Source organism: Hymenobacter sp., assembly GCF_031398885.1.
Lineage (GTDB): Bacteria > Bacteroidota > Bacteroidia > Cytophagales > Hymenobacteraceae > Hymenobacter.
The window spans coordinates 1-15,594 of sequence record NZ_JANNOD010000019.1; the positions used below are offsets into that span (position 1 = coordinate 1).

Here is a 15,594-nt window from a genome sequence, read left to right on the forward strand (position 1 = left end):
GCCCAGCAACCCGGAAAAGAAAGTCGAAGGCAGCACCGAGTACGTGCCCTGGGGCGACGACAACCTGTTTCCGCAGGCCGTCATCAAGGACATCGAGAAGAGCACCATGCTGCCGGCGATTTTCGAGAAGAAAACCGACACCATGTACGGCGGGGGCCTGATGTACGGCACCATCACCGGCGTCGACGCGGCCAACAACCTGGTCTTCAAGCGGGCCTACGACCCCGCCATCGAGGCCTGGATGACCGGCACGGCCCTGCACCTGTACGCCTACGAGGCCCTGCACGACATCAACACGTTTTCCAATGCCTTCCCGGAAGTGATTCTGAGCAAGGACCGCACGAAAATCGTGGCCATCTCCACCCAGGAGGCCGCCTGGTGCCGGTACCGCAAGCCCAAGAAGGGCAAGCTCACCGACGTGTTCATCAACGCCAACTGGGACAACGGCGGCACGCCCGACAGCCCGGACACGGTGACGGTGCCCATCATCGACCCCTACTACAACCCCACCGAGGCCCTGCGCGGCCAGAAGGGGTTCAAGTTCATCTACCCGGTGAGCGTGCCCTCGCCCGACAAGGCGATGTACCAGCTGGCCAGCTGGAACTCGGTGCGCCGCAGCGGCTGGCTGAAGGTGGCCGAGCTGATTCCCGAGTTCAAGAAGATGCTCTTCGAGAACCAGGTGTCGGTCAAGTACCTGATTACCGTGCACTCGGCCTACTGGGAGTGGAAGTACGGCGACTGGGACGCGCTGACCCGCGACGAGAAAAAGAGTTTGCTGGAGGCCGAAATCAAGGCCTTCGACGACGTGATGGCCGGCACCAAGGGCGCCGGCAAAACCATCATGTCGACCACCATTCTCGACAAGCGCACCAACCTGGAAGTGCCCGCCTTCACGATTCAGGCCGTCGACGACAAAATCAAGGACGGCATCTACATCGAGGACTCGCAGGAGGCCAGCTCGCACGTGTTCACCGCCACCGGCTTTGCCCCCTCCCTCATGGGGGTCTCCCCGGGCAAGGGCATGGGCGCCGGCGCCGGCGGCGGCTCCGAGCCGCGGGTGCTCTTTTCCAACTTCGTGAGCACCGCCCAATTCAAGCTCGACCTGGTGCTGGAGCCCTTGAATTTCGCCATGCGCTACAACGGGGCCACCGTCGAGGGCCGGCCCGTGGTGTGGCGCTTCGTGAACCCCTACGTGATGACCGAGGCCGCCAAAGAAACGCCCTCGGCGCCCGCTCAGCAAGAAACCAAGTAAGCCCATGACGCTGCTCCGCACCATCGAACAGTTCCGCGACCACGTCGTGGTGAACATCAACTCGGACTTTGCCAGCTTCGCGCCCGACGTGAAGCTGGTCGAGGCCGAGCGCCTCAAGCCGCTCATCGGCCCGGCCCTCTACAACGAGCTCAACGCCCTGAGCACCGAGGACCTGGCCGCGCTGGGCGGGCCCATGGGCGAGCTGCGCGATGAGCTGCTCTGCGCGGCCGCCAACCTGGCCGCGGCCGAGTACCTGCCCATGCAGCAGGTGCAGGTGACCGATTCGGGCGTACACATCCTGAGCACCGACACCAAGAAAACGGCCTTCCAGTGGCAGATAAACCAGCTGCTGGCCGCCTTCCGCCGCAAGGGCTTCAACGCCTTGGAGCGGGCCCTGACGCTGCTGGACGAACACATCGACGCGCCGGTGTTCGCGGCCTGGGCCAGCTCGGCCGCCGCCACCGCCTCGCACCAGTTCTTCCTGAACACGGCGGCGCAGTTCAGCGAGCACTACGGCATCAACGGCTCGCGGCTGACCTACCTGGCCCTGCTGCCCACGCTGCGCAAGATGGAGCGCTTCGCCGTCGAGCCGGTGCTCGGCTCCGCGTTTTACCTGGAGCTGAAGGAGCAGGTGATGGACCGGGACCTCTCGGCCGACAACGTGCTCGTGCTCGAGCAGTACGTGCGGCCCGCGCTGGCCCACCTGGTCATTGCCAAGGCGGTGCCCGAGCTGGGCATGGGCCTGAACGGCGCGGCCATCGAGCTCAACGTGTACCGGGCCGACAATTCCAACGAGAAGGAGGCCGACGCCGGCATCGACGCGCTGCTGGCCATGAAGGTGGAGCAGGCCGACGCCGACGGCCAGGTGTACCTGACCCGGCTGCGCCAGTACCTGAACAAAGCGGCCTCGGCCACCCGCTACGCGGCCTATTTCACTTCCGCCGCTTACCAGGACCCCAGCGGCCCGCGCCCCGTGGTGCGGACCGAAGTGGCCGGGCGCATTTTCGGCTTCCTCTAAGATGGCCTTCGTCGACATGGCCAGCCTGGGCTGGGAAATCGCGGGTGCCATGGGCATCTACACCATCGTGCGCAACCACCTGCAGGACAGCAAAGCCACCAAGGAGAAGAAAGAAAAAGCCTTTGCCGAGGCCGTGGGTCGGATTACGCACTGCGAAAGCCGCCTCGACCAAGTGAACCGGGACATCAACACCCTGGCCGACATCATCAAAAAATACGCGGACCTGCACGTGCTCGTGGCCACGCTCTCGACGAGCGTCAAAACGCTGGAGACCGGGCTGCAGGACGTGAAGATTTCCTACCGCGACCTGAACAAGAGCATCAACGAATTTTTCCGCGACCACAGCCTGCGCTAGGTCTAACCCCCATCCCTTATGCCCATTCCCAATTACCTCCGCCGCGCCGCGGCCGGCGTGCTCATCACCGGCCTCATCTTCCTGCTCATGCCGCCGGCCCTGCGGCTCATCGACCCCACCGCCGCCGGCTTCAACGTCGACGTGCTCAACGCCCTGGGCCTGGCCGCCATCCTGGCCACCGGCGGGCTGCACATGGCCCTGTACGCCTACGAGAAGTTCCTGCCGCGCTTCCAGAAGTACCAGGCCGAAAGCCTGGAGGGCGAAGCCAAGCTGTTCGAGAACCTCACCGATGCCTTGGCCGACCCGCTCTACCAGGAGGCCAACATCTACCCCGCCCGACTCAATCAACTCATCGAGCGCCGGAAGGTGGCTCAGTTTATTTTCCTCATCCGATGCGTCAGATTATCCTTCTGCTTGCTTTCGTTGGCCTATTTGCTGCACCTGGCCACGCAAATGATCACCCTGGCCATGACGGCCGTGCCGGGCTCCGTGCCCGCGTTGTAGCCGAAGGCCGCCGGTTGGTCGGCATCCGGGAGCAGGGCTTCAACCGGGGCAAGGAAGTCGAGGCCCTCATCCGGGAGGCCGGCGGCCGCATCGGCGACGCCTGGTGCTCCTGGGCCATGGTGGTGGTCCTGCGCCGGGCCGGGCTGCGGGTGCCCCGCTTCGGGGCCGCCCGCTCGTGGTTCGACAAGGCCCACACCGTCTGGCGCGGGGGCCGGGTGGCCGGCCGCTCCGCCCCGGCCCCGGGCGACCTGCTCGGCTACACCTGGGGCCGGCCGGCCATCTGCCACGTCGAGCTGCTGCTCGTGTGGGGCACGGGCCCCAGCTGCCGGGCCATCGGCGGCAACACCGGCGGGGGCGGGGCGCTGCAGCGCGAAGGCGAGGGCGTGTACGAGAACTGGCGGCTCAAGCGCATGGTCGCGGCCGTGGCCAACGTCGTCGACAACCCCAACTACTGATTCACTTCTGCACTTCACTTTTTCCGCTTAACCCGATGAAACACTTTGTTCTGCTGCTTTTGCTCCTTTGCGCGCTCGGTGCGCAGGGGCAGCCCCAGGGGCCGCCCGCCAAACGCGAACCCGCTGCCCCGATTTTGACTGCCGGCGCGGCTCAGGATTCGGTCTGGGCCCTCTACTGGGTACGCCGGCAGTTGCTCCAGGCCCGCGAGGAATCCGCCATCTACCAGCGCGCCTTTGGCCACACCCGCGACTCGCTCACGGCGGTGACCCTACGCCTGGCCCGCGTGCGGAAGGCGCATCAGGTGGAACTGGGCCTGCAGTCGATTCGGCTAATGAGCAAAAAGAAGCGGTAACCGGCCAAACTATCATGAAAAAACTGCTTATCCCGCTGCTCCTGGCCGGGGCCAGCGGCTGCGCCCGCGACCAGTGGCGCGCCCCCCTGGCGCCGCCGGCAGACTCGGCCGCGCAGCTGTTGGCCCTGCCGGCCGGCGGCAAGTACAAGTTCAACGCCCCGGTGAACATCGTCGTGCAGCAGGGCACCGGCAACGTGGCCACGCCCACGGCCACCGGCAAAACCAAAGCCGACGCGGCCGCCATCGGCCCGGGCAGCTCCGCCGCGAGCACTAAGCCTGCCGGCACCGCCTGGTGGGTGTTCGGGTTGGTGGCCGCGGTCGGGGCGGCCGTGTGGGAGTGGCTGCGGCGGCAGCTCTCTTTCCTGCCGTTTGTGCGCTGAGGGCCTATCTTCGCTCCGCTAACACCCCAGAAGTACCCCACCACCGAGGCACCTCGGCCGTCAGAAAACGGTCGGGGAGTAGAGCGGGAGCATGACCCGTATGCTTAGGTGTCTCGATAGGGACTTCTGTGTGTTAGCAGCGATTTCCCCGACTTGCCCGACTGCTCATGGCCCCCGACGAAAACCCGGAAGAAGTACCCAACCTGCCCCTGGTGGCCGTGCGCGGTGTCAAGGACCATGACGTGTGGAAAGCGTTTGACCGCTACAACATCCAGTTCAACCCGCCCACCGACACGGAGCGCAAGCTCTGCGAGGTCATCCTGGCGCTGGAGGAAGCCCTGGAAGAATCGGAACGAACCGCCACCCGGCTCCGGCAGCGGCCCCTGGCCTAAACGAAAAAGACCCCCGCCGAAACGGGGGTCTTCCTTTTTCAATCACCAACCGGCTTTCTCACTTACACCGGTCGATGCGCCAAAGGTAGAAACTTTTGCCCACGCGGGCACTGTGCCAGTCGACAATTCCACTGTTCCTGGAATCTGCGCCGAATCTCTCGAAAACGAGCTTTTCGGCTTGACTTGGGGGCCGGAAGGTGCGTTATTTGTTCTATTAAACGGCAAATAAACAACACCTTACGCCATGACTGCCTACGAGATTCTCAGCGCCCCCGGCACCACCAAGACCTGGAAGATGCAGCAACTCTTCGAAATGGGGTATAACCGCGTTGAGGTCGCCGCCGCGATGAGGGTCGGCTACGGCTTCGCCCACAACGTGTACGCTGCCTGGCTGGCCGCCTGATGCCGACGCCCGAGTACCTGGCCGAAGAGCGGCGGCAAAATGCCCGCCGAACCAACCGCGAAAGCCTGTGGGCCGCTGCGGCCCTGGTGGGCCTGGCCCTGCTCATCTGGGCGTGCGGCGGCGCGGGTGCGTTGCTCTAAAGTCGTACGGGTTCGCTGCCGGCACGGGGCGTTTCTTGTCCTTTTTTGTCGTGCGCCGGGGCGGGAGCTTTGATTTCCCAATCCAGCTCCCCATGCACGAAGTGTTTATCAACGGCCGGCGGCGGCCAGTCGAAGCGTCCTGGAACGACTTCACCCGCACCCGTCTGCTGGCCCTCATGCCGCTGCTCTACGCGCCGGCCACGACCCTGGTGGCCCTGCAGCTGCGCCTGCTCGGCTTTCTGCTGGGGCTGAGCCCCGCGTTCTTTGCGCAGTTCGTCACGCCGGTGCAAATGACGCAGCTGCTGTGGCTGACCGATTACCTGCTGGGCGAATCCATCGGGCTCACGGCCCAGCGGCTGCCCTGGCTGCGGCGGCCCCGCACCTGGCGCCGGCCCCTGCCGGGCAAGTTATGGGGACCCCGGGAGAGCCTGCGCAACGTCAGCTTTGCCGAGTTCATCTTCGCCGACGCCTACTTCGTGGCCTACGCCACCCGCCAGCAGGCCGGCGCCCTGGACAAGCTGGTGGCCGTCTTGTACCGGCCCCAGCGCCGGGAATACCGGCCCCATGCGGCCAGCTACGGCGGCGACCGGCGCGAAGATTTCAACGAGCACCTGGTGCCCGGGCGCGCCGCCCAGCTGGCGGGCTTGCCCGATGCCACCAAGCTCGCCGTGCTCACCTGGTACCGCGGCTGCCGCGACGAGCTGCAGGCCCATTTTCCGCTCGTGTTCAGCCCGCCCGATCCCGAAGCCGACGAGCAGCCCACCACCTCCAGCTGGGGCCAGGTGCTGCGCGAGCTGAGCGGCGGCGCCTTCGGCCCGCTCGAGGCCACGGCCCGCCAGCCGGTGCGCCTGGTACTGGCCAAGATGGAGGACGACGCCCGCCGGGCCAAAGAACTCGAACGCCGCCAAGCCGAACACCTCCGCAATCCGTCTTAACCCATGCGCCACTTAGCGTACACCGCCCTCTTCCGCGACCTGGCCACGCGCCACGTCGACATCCGCCACGCGCAGGACGACGGCGGCACCCGCTTCCTGCGCATCCTCATCAGCTCGGACCCCATCCAGCGGCAGTTGGATTTGAGCGAGTTTCACGGCAGCCTGCGCAACCGCCTCAAGCTTGCCGGGGGCCAGGCCTGCCTGGTGCTGGAGAACTACGAGGTCGACTACCTCGACAGCGACGGCGACTACATCGGCCGCGTGCACCGCGGCGCCTTTCTGGTGCTCAAGCTCACCAAGGCCGACGACTACGACGGCCGCGACCGGGCCGTGGACGACTGCGAGCGCATCGGCGAAGAGGTCATGGGGGCCGCCATCGCCCACCTCCGCGGCCTGGGCCTGCGCATCACGCCGGCCGACGTGCTCGGCGAGTGCGTGGGCCCGGTCGGCGACCACTTCTACGGCTGCCGCTTCAGCTTCACTTACATGTCCCACGCCACGGTGGACATGACCTTCAACCCCGAAAAATTCAGCACGTAATGGCCGGCGAACGCTTAGCTCAACAAACGATTTTTATCACCAGCTCTGCCCTGCTTGACGGTGACTGGGTGGAAATCTGGCTCGACGGCGGGTACCGCCGGTTCACGGCCCTGCTCGGCTCGGGCACGACGGTGCCGGCGGGCACGGTCCAGACCTTTCAAATTTCCACCGATTCCAACGCGAATCGCCCCGACCAGCAACGCTTCACGGCGGAATCGTTCATTTACGCCCTGCGGCAATGGATAATTGCCCGGGGCGTGACCACGCTCTACAACGTCGAGCCGGTCATCGGTACCGGCTTTCTCGCGGGCGAGACGGTGGGCTGCGTGATTCAGGTGCTGGTGTACGACCCGTTCTATGATTTCCCGTTTCCGCTCGGTTCGGCAGGAGGGGCGAGGGGCATTAGCTGGTTCGTGTCGCTGACCAACACCATCCGGCCGGTGCAGGTGGCCGTGCAGCAAACGCCGGCCGGCAACTTCGGCGGCGCCAGCGGCACCATCACCCTGACGGCCAGCAACGGCACCGACGGGGTCTACGCCTACACCTGGGCCGACGGCGGCCCGCCGGTGGCCGCCCGCACCGGGCTGGCGGCCGGCAGCTACACCTGCGTGGTGCGCGACACCAGCGGGGCCTCGGCTTCGGTCACCGTGGTCATCGTTGAGGAGGACCGCATCGAGGTGGTGGTGGTCTACTCGGGCAACAGCGTGCAGCTGGTCGTAACCGGCGGGGTGGGGCCCTACGCCTACGCCTGGGGCGACGGGCCCACCACCCCGGCCCGTGTGAACCTGCCGGTGGGCACCTACGCGTGCACCGTCACCGACGCGGCGGGGGCCACTGCCCAGGTCAGCTTCGCCCTGGCGCCCTACCGCTTCTACTGGTCGCGCAACGCCATCGCGCTGGCCCTCGACGCCGGGCCGGCCTACCGGCTCAACCCGGCCACCAAGCCCAACCTGAGCTTTCTCTGCGAGGTCTGGGTGGAGCCCGACTACCGCAGCGGCGTCTTCGTGCAGGTGGGCGCCACCAACGAGCAGCCGGCCGACCGCCAGGGCCGCACCACCTTCGAGGTGCAGGCCCTGCTTGACGCCTACGTGAGCGAGCACCTGCCCGAACTCAACCAGCGCACCATCTCCCGCGCCGACAGCCTCTTCAAGCGGTTTTACCTCCAGTACACCGAGCGCTTCGGCGAGCCGGCCGTGACGAGCGCGGCCTTCTCCACCCAGGCCCAGCACTACGTCGTGCACGGCGGCCTGGACTTCTTCGAGGCGGCCGCGGGCACCTGGTTCGACTCCTACCAGGGCGCGGCCCGGCCGTTTCTGACCTGGGAGCCCAACGACAAGAAGTGCCTGCCGGCCCAGCCCCAGTACCTGTATTTCATGGTCGACTCCTTCGACCTGCCCGCCTTCAAGCAGTGGGTGCGCCTGCGCTACGCCGACGGCTCGGCCCAGGAGTACGTGCACGGCGAGCGCAGCAGCTGCCTGCGCTACGAGGTGTACTGCCTGCCGGCGGGCTTTGCCCAGCTGGGCCTGGGCGCCGGCCCCGCCCGGTTCTTCGACCTTGACCTCGACGACGCCGAGGCGCCGGGGAAGCTCAAGGCCCGGTCGGCCAAGGTCGTGGCCTGGGAAATCTACGTGACCGACGCGGCCAACGTGCCCGTGAGCGAGGTCCGCCGCTACGTGCTGGACACGGCCTACGTGCCGGCCGGCCAGCAGCGCTTTTTTCTCTACGCCAACTCGCTGGGCGGGGTGAGCACCTTCGCGGCCCTGGGCCAGGCCAAGCGCACGCTCGACCTCAAGCAGGAGGTGGCCGACCGGGCCCAGCCCGCCGGCTACGACCCGCTGCTCGGCGACGCGCAGGTGCAGGACAAGTCGGGCCAGCCGGTGCTGGCCGTGAGCAGCGGGCAGCTGCGCCGCGACCAGCTCATCGCCGCCCAGGACCTGGCCCTGAGCCGGCGGGTGGTGCTACAGCGCGGCGACCGGTACTGGCCGGGGGTGCTCAAGCCCAAGGCCTTCCCGGTCGACGACGAAACCGAGACGCTAGCCGCGCTGGAGTTTGAGTTTCTGCTGCCCCGGCAGCGCCAGTTTTCGCCGCGCCTGCCCGTCACGCCGGCGGGGCTGGTCATTGCGCCCGTCTCGGGCGGGGAAGGGGCCCAGCCGTGATTCGCCTGCTCACCGCCGCCGGCGAGCTGGAGCTCCCCGACCAGGACCTGAGCCTGGACATCGCCAACCCGTATTTTCAGACCGACGCCATCCCCGGCACCACCACGCTGCCCTTCGACCTGCCCTGGAGCAAGGCCAACCTGCGCGCCCTGAACTTCCCCGACCGCTACCGGGGCCCGGGTGGGCCCCCGCCGGTGGCCGCGCAGCTCTACTTGGACGGCCCGCTCTACCGCACCGGCAAGCTGGTGTACCAGGCCCTGGACGCCAAGGCCCGCAAGCTGAGCTACACGTTCGTGGCCGACGCGGCCGACCTGGCCACCGACATCCGCGACGTGCTGCTCACCGCGCTGGACCTGGGCACGGTGCCGCTGCAGCGCACGCCCAGCACCGCCGACTACGCGCTGGCGCCGGTGCGCAACGCGGCGTTCTGCGGCGAGAAAAACCCCGCCTTCACCAGCGGGGTGGTGAATTACTACGCCGGCGGGGCCTTTCCCCAGGGCGCCGGCTACCCGCTGGCGCCCATGCCCTACGTGCTGCCCATTCTGCGCAAGGTGCTGGCCGCGTTCGGCTGGACCCTCACCGGGCCCTGGCTCGACGACCCCGAGGTGCAGACGCTGGTGATGTACTCCGACTGCATGCTGGCCACGGCGGCCACCGAGGTGGTGCTGGCCCGGCACGTGCCGGCCATCAGCGTGGGCGCCTTCCTGCTGGGGCTGCAGAACGCCTGCTGCCTGGGCTACGATTTCAACCCGCTCCGCAAGGAATTGCGCGTCAAGGCCCTGCGCGAGGTAGTGGCCGCGGCCCGCGCCGGCTACGTGGACCGCGAAGGCACCCGCCAGAAAGCAACGCCCAACGAGACGAACGGCTTCTGGTTGCGCTCGGCCCCGGACACGGAGGACGAGCTGGACAAAACCCTCGACGTGGCCTGGCAGCAGCTGCGCGTCGGCGCCGGCGGCGAAGTCGTCGAGGGCGGGGCCGGCAGCCTGCACGAGGTGCGGGCGGGCGACAAGCTCCTGCCGGCGCGCACCTGGCTGCTGCCGGCCATCGAGGCCGCCGGGGCCGGGCCCGAGTTTGAGATGGGCGAAGACAGCCGGGTGGGGCTGCGCCTGCTCTTTTACCGCGGCCTGCAGCCCGACTCGCAGGGCAACGCCTACCCGCTGGCCAGCCGCGAGGCCGCCAACCTGGCCGGCGACCCGGTGGGCGCCTACGCGCTCAGCTGGGCCGGCCCCAAGGGCCTCTACGCCCAGTGGCACCGGCCCTGGCTGGACTTCCGGGCCCGCGCCGTGGCCAGCGAGTACGAGACGCGCTTCCGCATTGCCGACCTGCAGGCCTTGGACCCGGGCGTGGCCGAGCGCCTCGACGAGCACCTGCATTTCTGGGAAAAGATTAGTGTGAAGGTGCGCGGCGACCAGCGCCTGAGCACCGCCACCGTCACCTACCGCGAACTGTTGTGAGCGAACAACCGAACCTGCTGGCCCAGCAGCGCGAACTGGGCGAAAAGTGGCTCGACATCAGCATCGAGCGCTACCGGGCCAACCTCAAGAAGCAGCGCATCGGCCAGACCCAGGAGCTCTACAACAGCTTCCAGGGCAGGGTGAGCAGCAACACCGAGACCGAGCTCAAGATGCGCCTGGTCTACGCCATGCAGGGACTGTACGTGGACGCAGGCCTGGGCCGGGTCAAGGGCGCGGCCTCGGCCGAGGAGCGCCGCTTTCGCAACAAGCGGGGCCGATTCCAGCGCCAGGGCCGGAAGGCAAAGCGCTGGTACGCCAAGCAGGCGGCCAACGAGGTGCACCGGCTGGGGGTCCTGGTGAGTGAGCTCACCGGCCAACTCATGGTGGCCAGTGCGCAGGCCTCGCTGCCCACCGATCCGGTAACTGTGAGCTTCTAACAATTAGCTTTTAGGGTAAGTCTTGCCGGGCATTTGCGCTGCTATTTCCTGTCCTTTTGGGCGCGCACGCAAGAACGGAGCTTTGCCGGTGTTGAACCAGTGAAGTTGAGCTATGGCCGCGCCGAAGGAGGAAAGAACCGTTGAGATTATCGTCAACGGGCAAAAGGCTTTTGCGAGCCTGAAGGAAATGAACGCGGCCGCGGCCGTGCTCTATTCCCAGTTTCAGAAAATGTCGGGCGACGACCCCGGCCGGGCCAAGCTTGTGGCCGATTACCAGGGCCTGAAGGGCAAGATTGCCGACGTGAAAACGGAGCTCACCGGCGTGAGCCAGGGCGCCGGCGTGATGAAGCAGGCCTTCGCCAACGCGTTTGCCCTGTTCACTGGCGGGGGCATCCTGGGCCTGGTGCAGCAGGTGTTCGGCTTCCTGAGCAGCGCCAAAGACGAGTTTCAGGGCAGCGCCAAGGCCTCGGCCGATTTGGAAGCCACCCTGCTGGCCACCAAGAACGCGGCCGGTCTGACCGCGGCCGAGATTCGGGCCATTGGCGAAGCCCGCGCGAAGGTCACACTCTTCGACGACGACGAAACCAACCGTGCCAGCGCCATGCTGCTCACGTTCAAAAACGTGAAGAAGGGCGTGTTCGAGGACGCCATTCCCGCCATTCAGGACCTGGCCACCAAGATGGGCGGCGACGGCCCGGCCGACATGAAAGGGGCCAGCATTCAGCTGGGCAAGGCCCTGAATGCGCCGCTCACGGGCATCACGGCCCTCACGCGGGTGGGCGTCACGTTTACCGACCAGCAGAAAGAGCAGATTGCGGCCATGGTGAAGGCCGGCGACGTGGCCGGCGCGCAGCGCGTCATCCTGGCCGAGCTCAACTCGGAGTTCGGGGGCTCGGCCGAGGCTGCCCGCAAGGCCGCCGGCGGCATGGCCACGCTCACCATGCGCTGGGGCGAGATGAAGGAAACCGTGGGCGGCGTGGTGAGCGGCGTGCTCAACGACTTCAGCCAGTGGCTGGGCCGGGTGCTCGACGAGGCGCAGCCCCTGGTGGACCTGCTGGCCGACATCGGGGCGGAGTTCGCCACCTACTACCGCGAGGTGATGGACGTGGTGGAAGGCATGGGCCTGTTCTCGGAGAAAACCGACACCGCTAAAATCGTGGTGGAGGTGCTCAAAACGGCGCTCACCCTGCTGATTATGCCCTTCCGGGCGGTGCTGCAGGTAAGCAAGGCCGTCGTCGATACGTTCATCGACTGGTACAACAAGAGCGAGCTGCTGCGCGGCGTCATCGGCGGCCTTGCCGCGGTGGTGACCAGCACCTTCAAAGCCATCAAGGACGACGCCATCAAGTACCTGGGCGGGGTGGGCGATATCCTGGTGGGCATTTTCACCCTCGACAAGGACCGCATCCTGAAGGGCTTCCGCAGCACGATGGAGGCCACGGCCGATTTGGCCCTGGGCCAGGGAGAACGGGCGGCCAACGCGTTCATGACCGGCTACGAGGCCAACAAAAACAACAAAATTGTGCGCTCGGTGAGCGTGGAAACCAGCGAGACGACTAAGAGCGGGGGCGGGGCCCCGGTCGGTGGGGGCGAGGAGCCGGCCGGGGAGTCGGCCAAGGACAAGAAAGCCCGCGAAGCGCTGGAGAAAAAGCGCCTGGCCGCGCTGGAAAAGGCCCACAAAGCCGAGGCCGAGGCCGAAATCAGGCACCAGCAGATGCTCATCAACCTGGCAGAGGCGGCCCTAATTGCCAAGGGTACGCAGCGGGAAAGAGAGTTGGGCGCCATTACGTTCGACGCCCAGCGCAAGGCCCTGACAGTAAAGGGCACCGAGGCCGAGAAGCACGCGGCCATTGCCCTGATTGAGGCCGAGGCGCAGGTGAAGAAACAGGAGCTGCAGGCCCGCTTTGACGAGGAGGACCGGGCGCAGCGCCAGCAGCACCTGGTCGACCTGCTGGCCGACGAGGATGCGGCCGAGGTGGAGCGCGAAGCCGACTTTGCCGTCCAGTTCGAGGAGGCCCTGCTCAACCAGCAGCAGTACGACCAGGCCATTTACGACGCCAAACACGCCTCGCTGGAGGCCAAGCTGGCGCTGGAGGAACAGTACGGCAGCACCACCAGCAAACTCTACCGCGCCACCTATAAGGAGCTGCAGAAACTGGAGCGCGACAAAAATAAGGAGGACCTGGAGGACGCGAGAAAAACCTCCGAGGCCAAGCGGCAAATGGCCATGCTCGGCCTGAAGACCGCGGGCGACGTGGTGCAGACCACCATCGACCTGCTGTTTCAGGACGAGGCGGCCCGGAAGAAGCACCACAACCTGTACACGGCCCTGGCCGGCGCGAAAATCATCCAGGACGGGGTGCAGGAAGTGGCGGCCATCTGGAGCTACTCGGCTGCGCAGGCCGCCAACGTGCCCACCGCGGGCCTGTTCGGTACCATCCTCGGCGGGGTGCAAACGGCGCTGGCCGTGGCGCGCACGGCTTTCGGTCTCTCGCAGCTGCAAAAGTTCAGCTTTGCCCAGGGCGGCCGCACCGGCGGCGGCATGATGATGGGCAGCCAGGGCATGGAGCAGGGCGGGGGCATGGTTGTCTCGCCCGTGGGCCAGCTCATGGAGATGTCGGGTATCCGCGTGGGCTCGAACGGCAAGCTCATCGACGACACGGGCTTTGCCGTGGCGGGCATCGTGCACCAGGACGAGTACGTGGTGCCGGCCTGGATGCGAAAGGACCCCGAGGTGGCGGCCGTGGAAAACTGGCTTGAGGCCCGGCGCCTGCGCGGCTTCGCCGACGGCGGGGCCACGACTGGCGCGGCCAGCCTGCCAGTGCCCAACCCGCTGCCGGAAACCGAAGCCGACCTCAACTACGCCGTGCAGGTGCAGATGCTGGCGGTCCTGCGCAGCCTGGAGACCACGTTCGGCGACGTGCGCCAGTGGCAGCGCGAGCTCAAGGTGCACCAGAACCTGCAGGAGGTCCGCAGCGGGCTCGACACGCTCAAGCGGGTCGAGCAGGAGTCGGCGATTCGGGCGTAGGCGGGTGCCCATTTAAGGGTGCTGAAAACGCCCCGCCAAAAGTGGTCTGCCGGCCGCTTTTTGGCGGGGCGTTTTGCTGCCCATAAAAGACCCGTTTAATGGGCGTAGCTTTATGGTATGAAAGACGACCAATTTTTAAGCTCATGACTGGGACAAGCAAGTACTTGCCATCGGAAGAAAAGCTGATGGCTTTCGGGATGGCACTGGACTGGCGTGCGCCGCACGCTATTAAGTACCACCGGCCAAATAATGCGGTAGCAAAGCAGTGGTGGTCATCCATTACACTGTGCGTGCCCGCCTACGCTACGGAACCGGATTGCATCATGATTTCACTGCCGATTCAGAATTACCTAATGTCCTTCCGGCCACTCTCGGAAGAGTTTTTTGACCAATTGTTGACCGCTGTTGGATTGCTCCCATTGCCTCTTGTGCCGCAGTCGTCCATTGTGCCACAGGAGGAAGCGGAAAAAACCAGGCTCTAATTAATGAAAGTAGCCATCTACGCCCGCGTCTCGACCAAGGACAAAGGCCAGTCCACCGACAACCAGCTGCCCGACTTGCGCCGTTTCGCTGAAGCCCACGGCTACACCATCTATCGGGAGTACGCCGAAGAGGAGTCGGGCGGCACGGCCCACCGCGAGCAGTTCCAGCAGCTCTTCCGCGACGCCCACCAGCGCCGCTTCGACCTGGTGTTGTTCTGGAGCCTGGACCGCTTCAGCCGCGAAGGCGTGCTGCCGACGCTCCAGCACCTCAACCAGCTCGAGCAATGGGGCGTCGGCTTCAAATCGTACACGGAGCAGTTCCTTGACTCAACCGGCATTTTCAAGGATGCCGTCATTTCCATTCTCGCTGTCGTGGCCAAGCAGGAGCGGGTACGCCTGAGCGAGCGCACCAAGGCCGGGCTGGCCCGCACCAAGGCCAAAGGCACCGTGCTCGGGCGCAAGGCCGTGGCGCCGGCCATCATCGACCAGATTCGCGCCTTGGGCAGGGAGGGCAAAAGCGAGCGGGCCATCGCGGCCGCGCTGGAGGTGAGCAAGGGCGTGGTGGGCAAATACCTTAAACTAGGATAACTACCGGCTTTTGCCTGTCCTTTTTCTCGGTGCCGGCGGCGGCAAATCTTTGGGCTCAATTTTTTCCAACCCAAACCTAATTGCCCAACGCATGAGGAAACTACTTGCGATGCTCTTGTTGAGCATCGGCCTGGTCACGGCGCACGCCCAGGCCCCCCCGCCCCCCGACCGCATGGTCCCCAAGCCGGAGCACGCCCTGGTGGCCACGCCCAGCTTCCCGCTCACCGCCCAGGCCGCTTCGGTGGCCAGCGAAGCACCCATCACCGCCGCGCCCGTCCCCACGGCCGCTCAGCTGCCAACCCCCGCCCCCGGAGCGGGGAAGCGCTACCCCGTGAGCGAGGTGGTGGCCCCGCCCAGTTCCGGCGATTCAGTTGTCCGGGCCAGCACGGTGCCCAAGGCAATGGAACCCAGGCGACCCGCGCGTCCCGACCCCGGCCGCCCCCGCAAAGGCTATAATTATCGCTAGTCGGCGTATCTCGTTATGCAAACAAAAAGGCCCCGGCTGTTGAGCCGGGGCCTTTTTGTATCTGCCACCCTTTTTGCCACCTTTTTCCAGAAATGTGCCTTTAAGACGATTCAGCCCAATTCAAATAATTCTCAGCCAGAAGCCGAGGGAGTAGGGGCGGGAGGGATTGGCAACGGGCATGAGTGCCACAAAGGTCGGTGCTGGGCTGCGCACGGCTTCCTCCCTTCCGCTCCCCCCGCTGGCGCGCGTCTGCAAC

Annotated in this window: 19 protein-coding genes; all 19 read left to right on the plus strand. The window is 66.1% G+C overall.

Annotation, left to right across the window (positions count from 1 at the left end; genetic code table 11):
* Positions 1-1,252 (plus strand): hypothetical protein (locus RMO51_RS02080; protein WP_310391553.1); only part of this gene is annotated, 1,252 nt, incomplete at its 5' end.
* A 4-nt stretch (positions 1,253-1,256) separates the two neighbouring features.
* Positions 1,257-2,270 (plus strand): DUF6712 family protein, encoded by a 1,014-nt coding sequence (locus tag RMO51_RS02085; protein ID WP_310391555.1) that lies wholly within the window; start codon positions 1,257-1,259, stop codon positions 2,268-2,270.
* A gap of 1 nt (position 2,271) precedes the next feature.
* Entirely contained in the window at positions 2,272-2,625 is a 354-nt protein-coding gene (locus tag RMO51_RS02090; RefSeq protein ID WP_310391556.1) for a hypothetical protein, read from the plus strand.
* Positions 2,626-2,643: 18 nt separating this feature from the next.
* Positions 2,644-3,129 (plus strand): hypothetical protein, encoded by a 486-nt coding sequence (locus RMO51_RS02095; protein WP_310391558.1) that lies wholly within the window; start codon positions 2,644-2,646, stop codon positions 3,127-3,129.
* A gap of 14 nt (positions 3,130-3,143) precedes the next feature.
* Entirely contained in the window at positions 3,144-3,584 is a 441-nt protein-coding gene (locus RMO51_RS02100; RefSeq protein WP_310391560.1) for a hypothetical protein, read from the plus strand.
* A 35-nt stretch (positions 3,585-3,619) separates the two neighbouring features.
* A complete protein-coding gene (locus RMO51_RS02105; RefSeq protein ID WP_310391561.1) occupies positions 3,620-3,937 on the plus strand; it encodes a hypothetical protein in 318 nt (105 codons plus the stop codon).
* Between the two features lie 14 nt (positions 3,938-3,951).
* Positions 3,952-4,317: a hypothetical protein gene (locus RMO51_RS02110; RefSeq protein WP_310391562.1), complete on the plus strand. Its 366-nt coding sequence runs from the start codon at positions 3,952-3,954 to the stop codon at positions 4,315-4,317.
* Positions 4,318-4,484: 167 nt separating this feature from the next.
* Complete coding sequence (locus tag RMO51_RS02115; protein WP_310391563.1) at positions 4,485-4,709, plus strand: hypothetical protein; 225 nt, start codon at positions 4,485-4,487, stop codon at positions 4,707-4,709.
* Positions 4,710-4,953: 244 nt separating this feature from the next.
* Positions 4,954-5,112: a hypothetical protein gene (locus tag RMO51_RS02120; protein ID WP_310391565.1), complete on the plus strand. Its 159-nt coding sequence runs from the start codon at positions 4,954-4,956 to the stop codon at positions 5,110-5,112.
* Positions 5,112-5,252, plus strand: coding sequence for a hypothetical protein (locus tag RMO51_RS02125; protein WP_310391567.1), 141 nt, complete (start codon positions 5,112-5,114; stop codon positions 5,250-5,252). Before RMO51_RS02120 ends, RMO51_RS02125 begins: the two co-directional genes overlap by 1 nt.
* A gap of 92 nt (positions 5,253-5,344) precedes the next feature.
* Positions 5,345-6,187 carry a hypothetical protein gene (locus RMO51_RS02130; protein WP_310391568.1) on the plus strand — a complete coding sequence of 281 codons (843 nt, stop codon included), beginning with the start codon at positions 5,345-5,347 and terminating at the stop codon, positions 6,185-6,187.
* A 3-nt stretch (positions 6,188-6,190) separates the two neighbouring features.
* Positions 6,191-6,727, plus strand: a complete 537-nt coding sequence (locus RMO51_RS02135; RefSeq protein WP_310391569.1) for a hypothetical protein — start codon at positions 6,191-6,193, stop codon at positions 6,725-6,727.
* Positions 6,727-8,883 carry a hypothetical protein gene (locus RMO51_RS02140; RefSeq protein WP_310391571.1) on the plus strand — a complete coding sequence of 719 codons (2,157 nt, stop codon included), beginning with the start codon at positions 6,727-6,729 and terminating at the stop codon, positions 8,881-8,883. The genes RMO51_RS02135 and RMO51_RS02140 overlap by 1 nt, the downstream gene beginning before the upstream one ends.
* Complete coding sequence (locus tag RMO51_RS02145; RefSeq protein WP_310391572.1) at positions 8,880-10,337, plus strand: hypothetical protein; 1,458 nt, start codon at positions 8,880-8,882, stop codon at positions 10,335-10,337. Before RMO51_RS02140 ends, RMO51_RS02145 begins: the two co-directional genes overlap by 4 nt.
* A complete protein-coding gene (locus tag RMO51_RS02150; RefSeq protein WP_310391574.1) occupies positions 10,334-10,774 on the plus strand; it encodes a hypothetical protein in 441 nt (146 codons plus the stop codon). Before RMO51_RS02145 ends, RMO51_RS02150 begins: the two co-directional genes overlap by 4 nt.
* 112 nt (positions 10,775-10,886) lie before the next feature.
* Entirely contained in the window at positions 10,887-13,802 is a 2,916-nt protein-coding gene (locus tag RMO51_RS02155) for a hypothetical protein (protein WP_310391575.1), read from the plus strand.
* A 143-nt stretch (positions 13,803-13,945) separates the two neighbouring features.
* Positions 13,946-14,284, plus strand: coding sequence for a hypothetical protein (locus tag RMO51_RS02160; RefSeq protein ID WP_310391576.1), 339 nt, complete (start codon positions 13,946-13,948; stop codon positions 14,282-14,284).
* A gap of 3 nt (positions 14,285-14,287) precedes the next feature.
* Positions 14,288-14,872 (plus strand): recombinase family protein, encoded by a 585-nt coding sequence (locus RMO51_RS02165; protein ID WP_310391578.1) that lies wholly within the window; start codon positions 14,288-14,290, stop codon positions 14,870-14,872.
* Between the two features lie 91 nt (positions 14,873-14,963).
* Positions 14,964-15,338, plus strand: coding sequence for a hypothetical protein (locus tag RMO51_RS02170; RefSeq protein ID WP_310391579.1), 375 nt, complete (start codon positions 14,964-14,966; stop codon positions 15,336-15,338).
* Positions 15,339-15,594 lie beyond the last annotated feature (256 nt).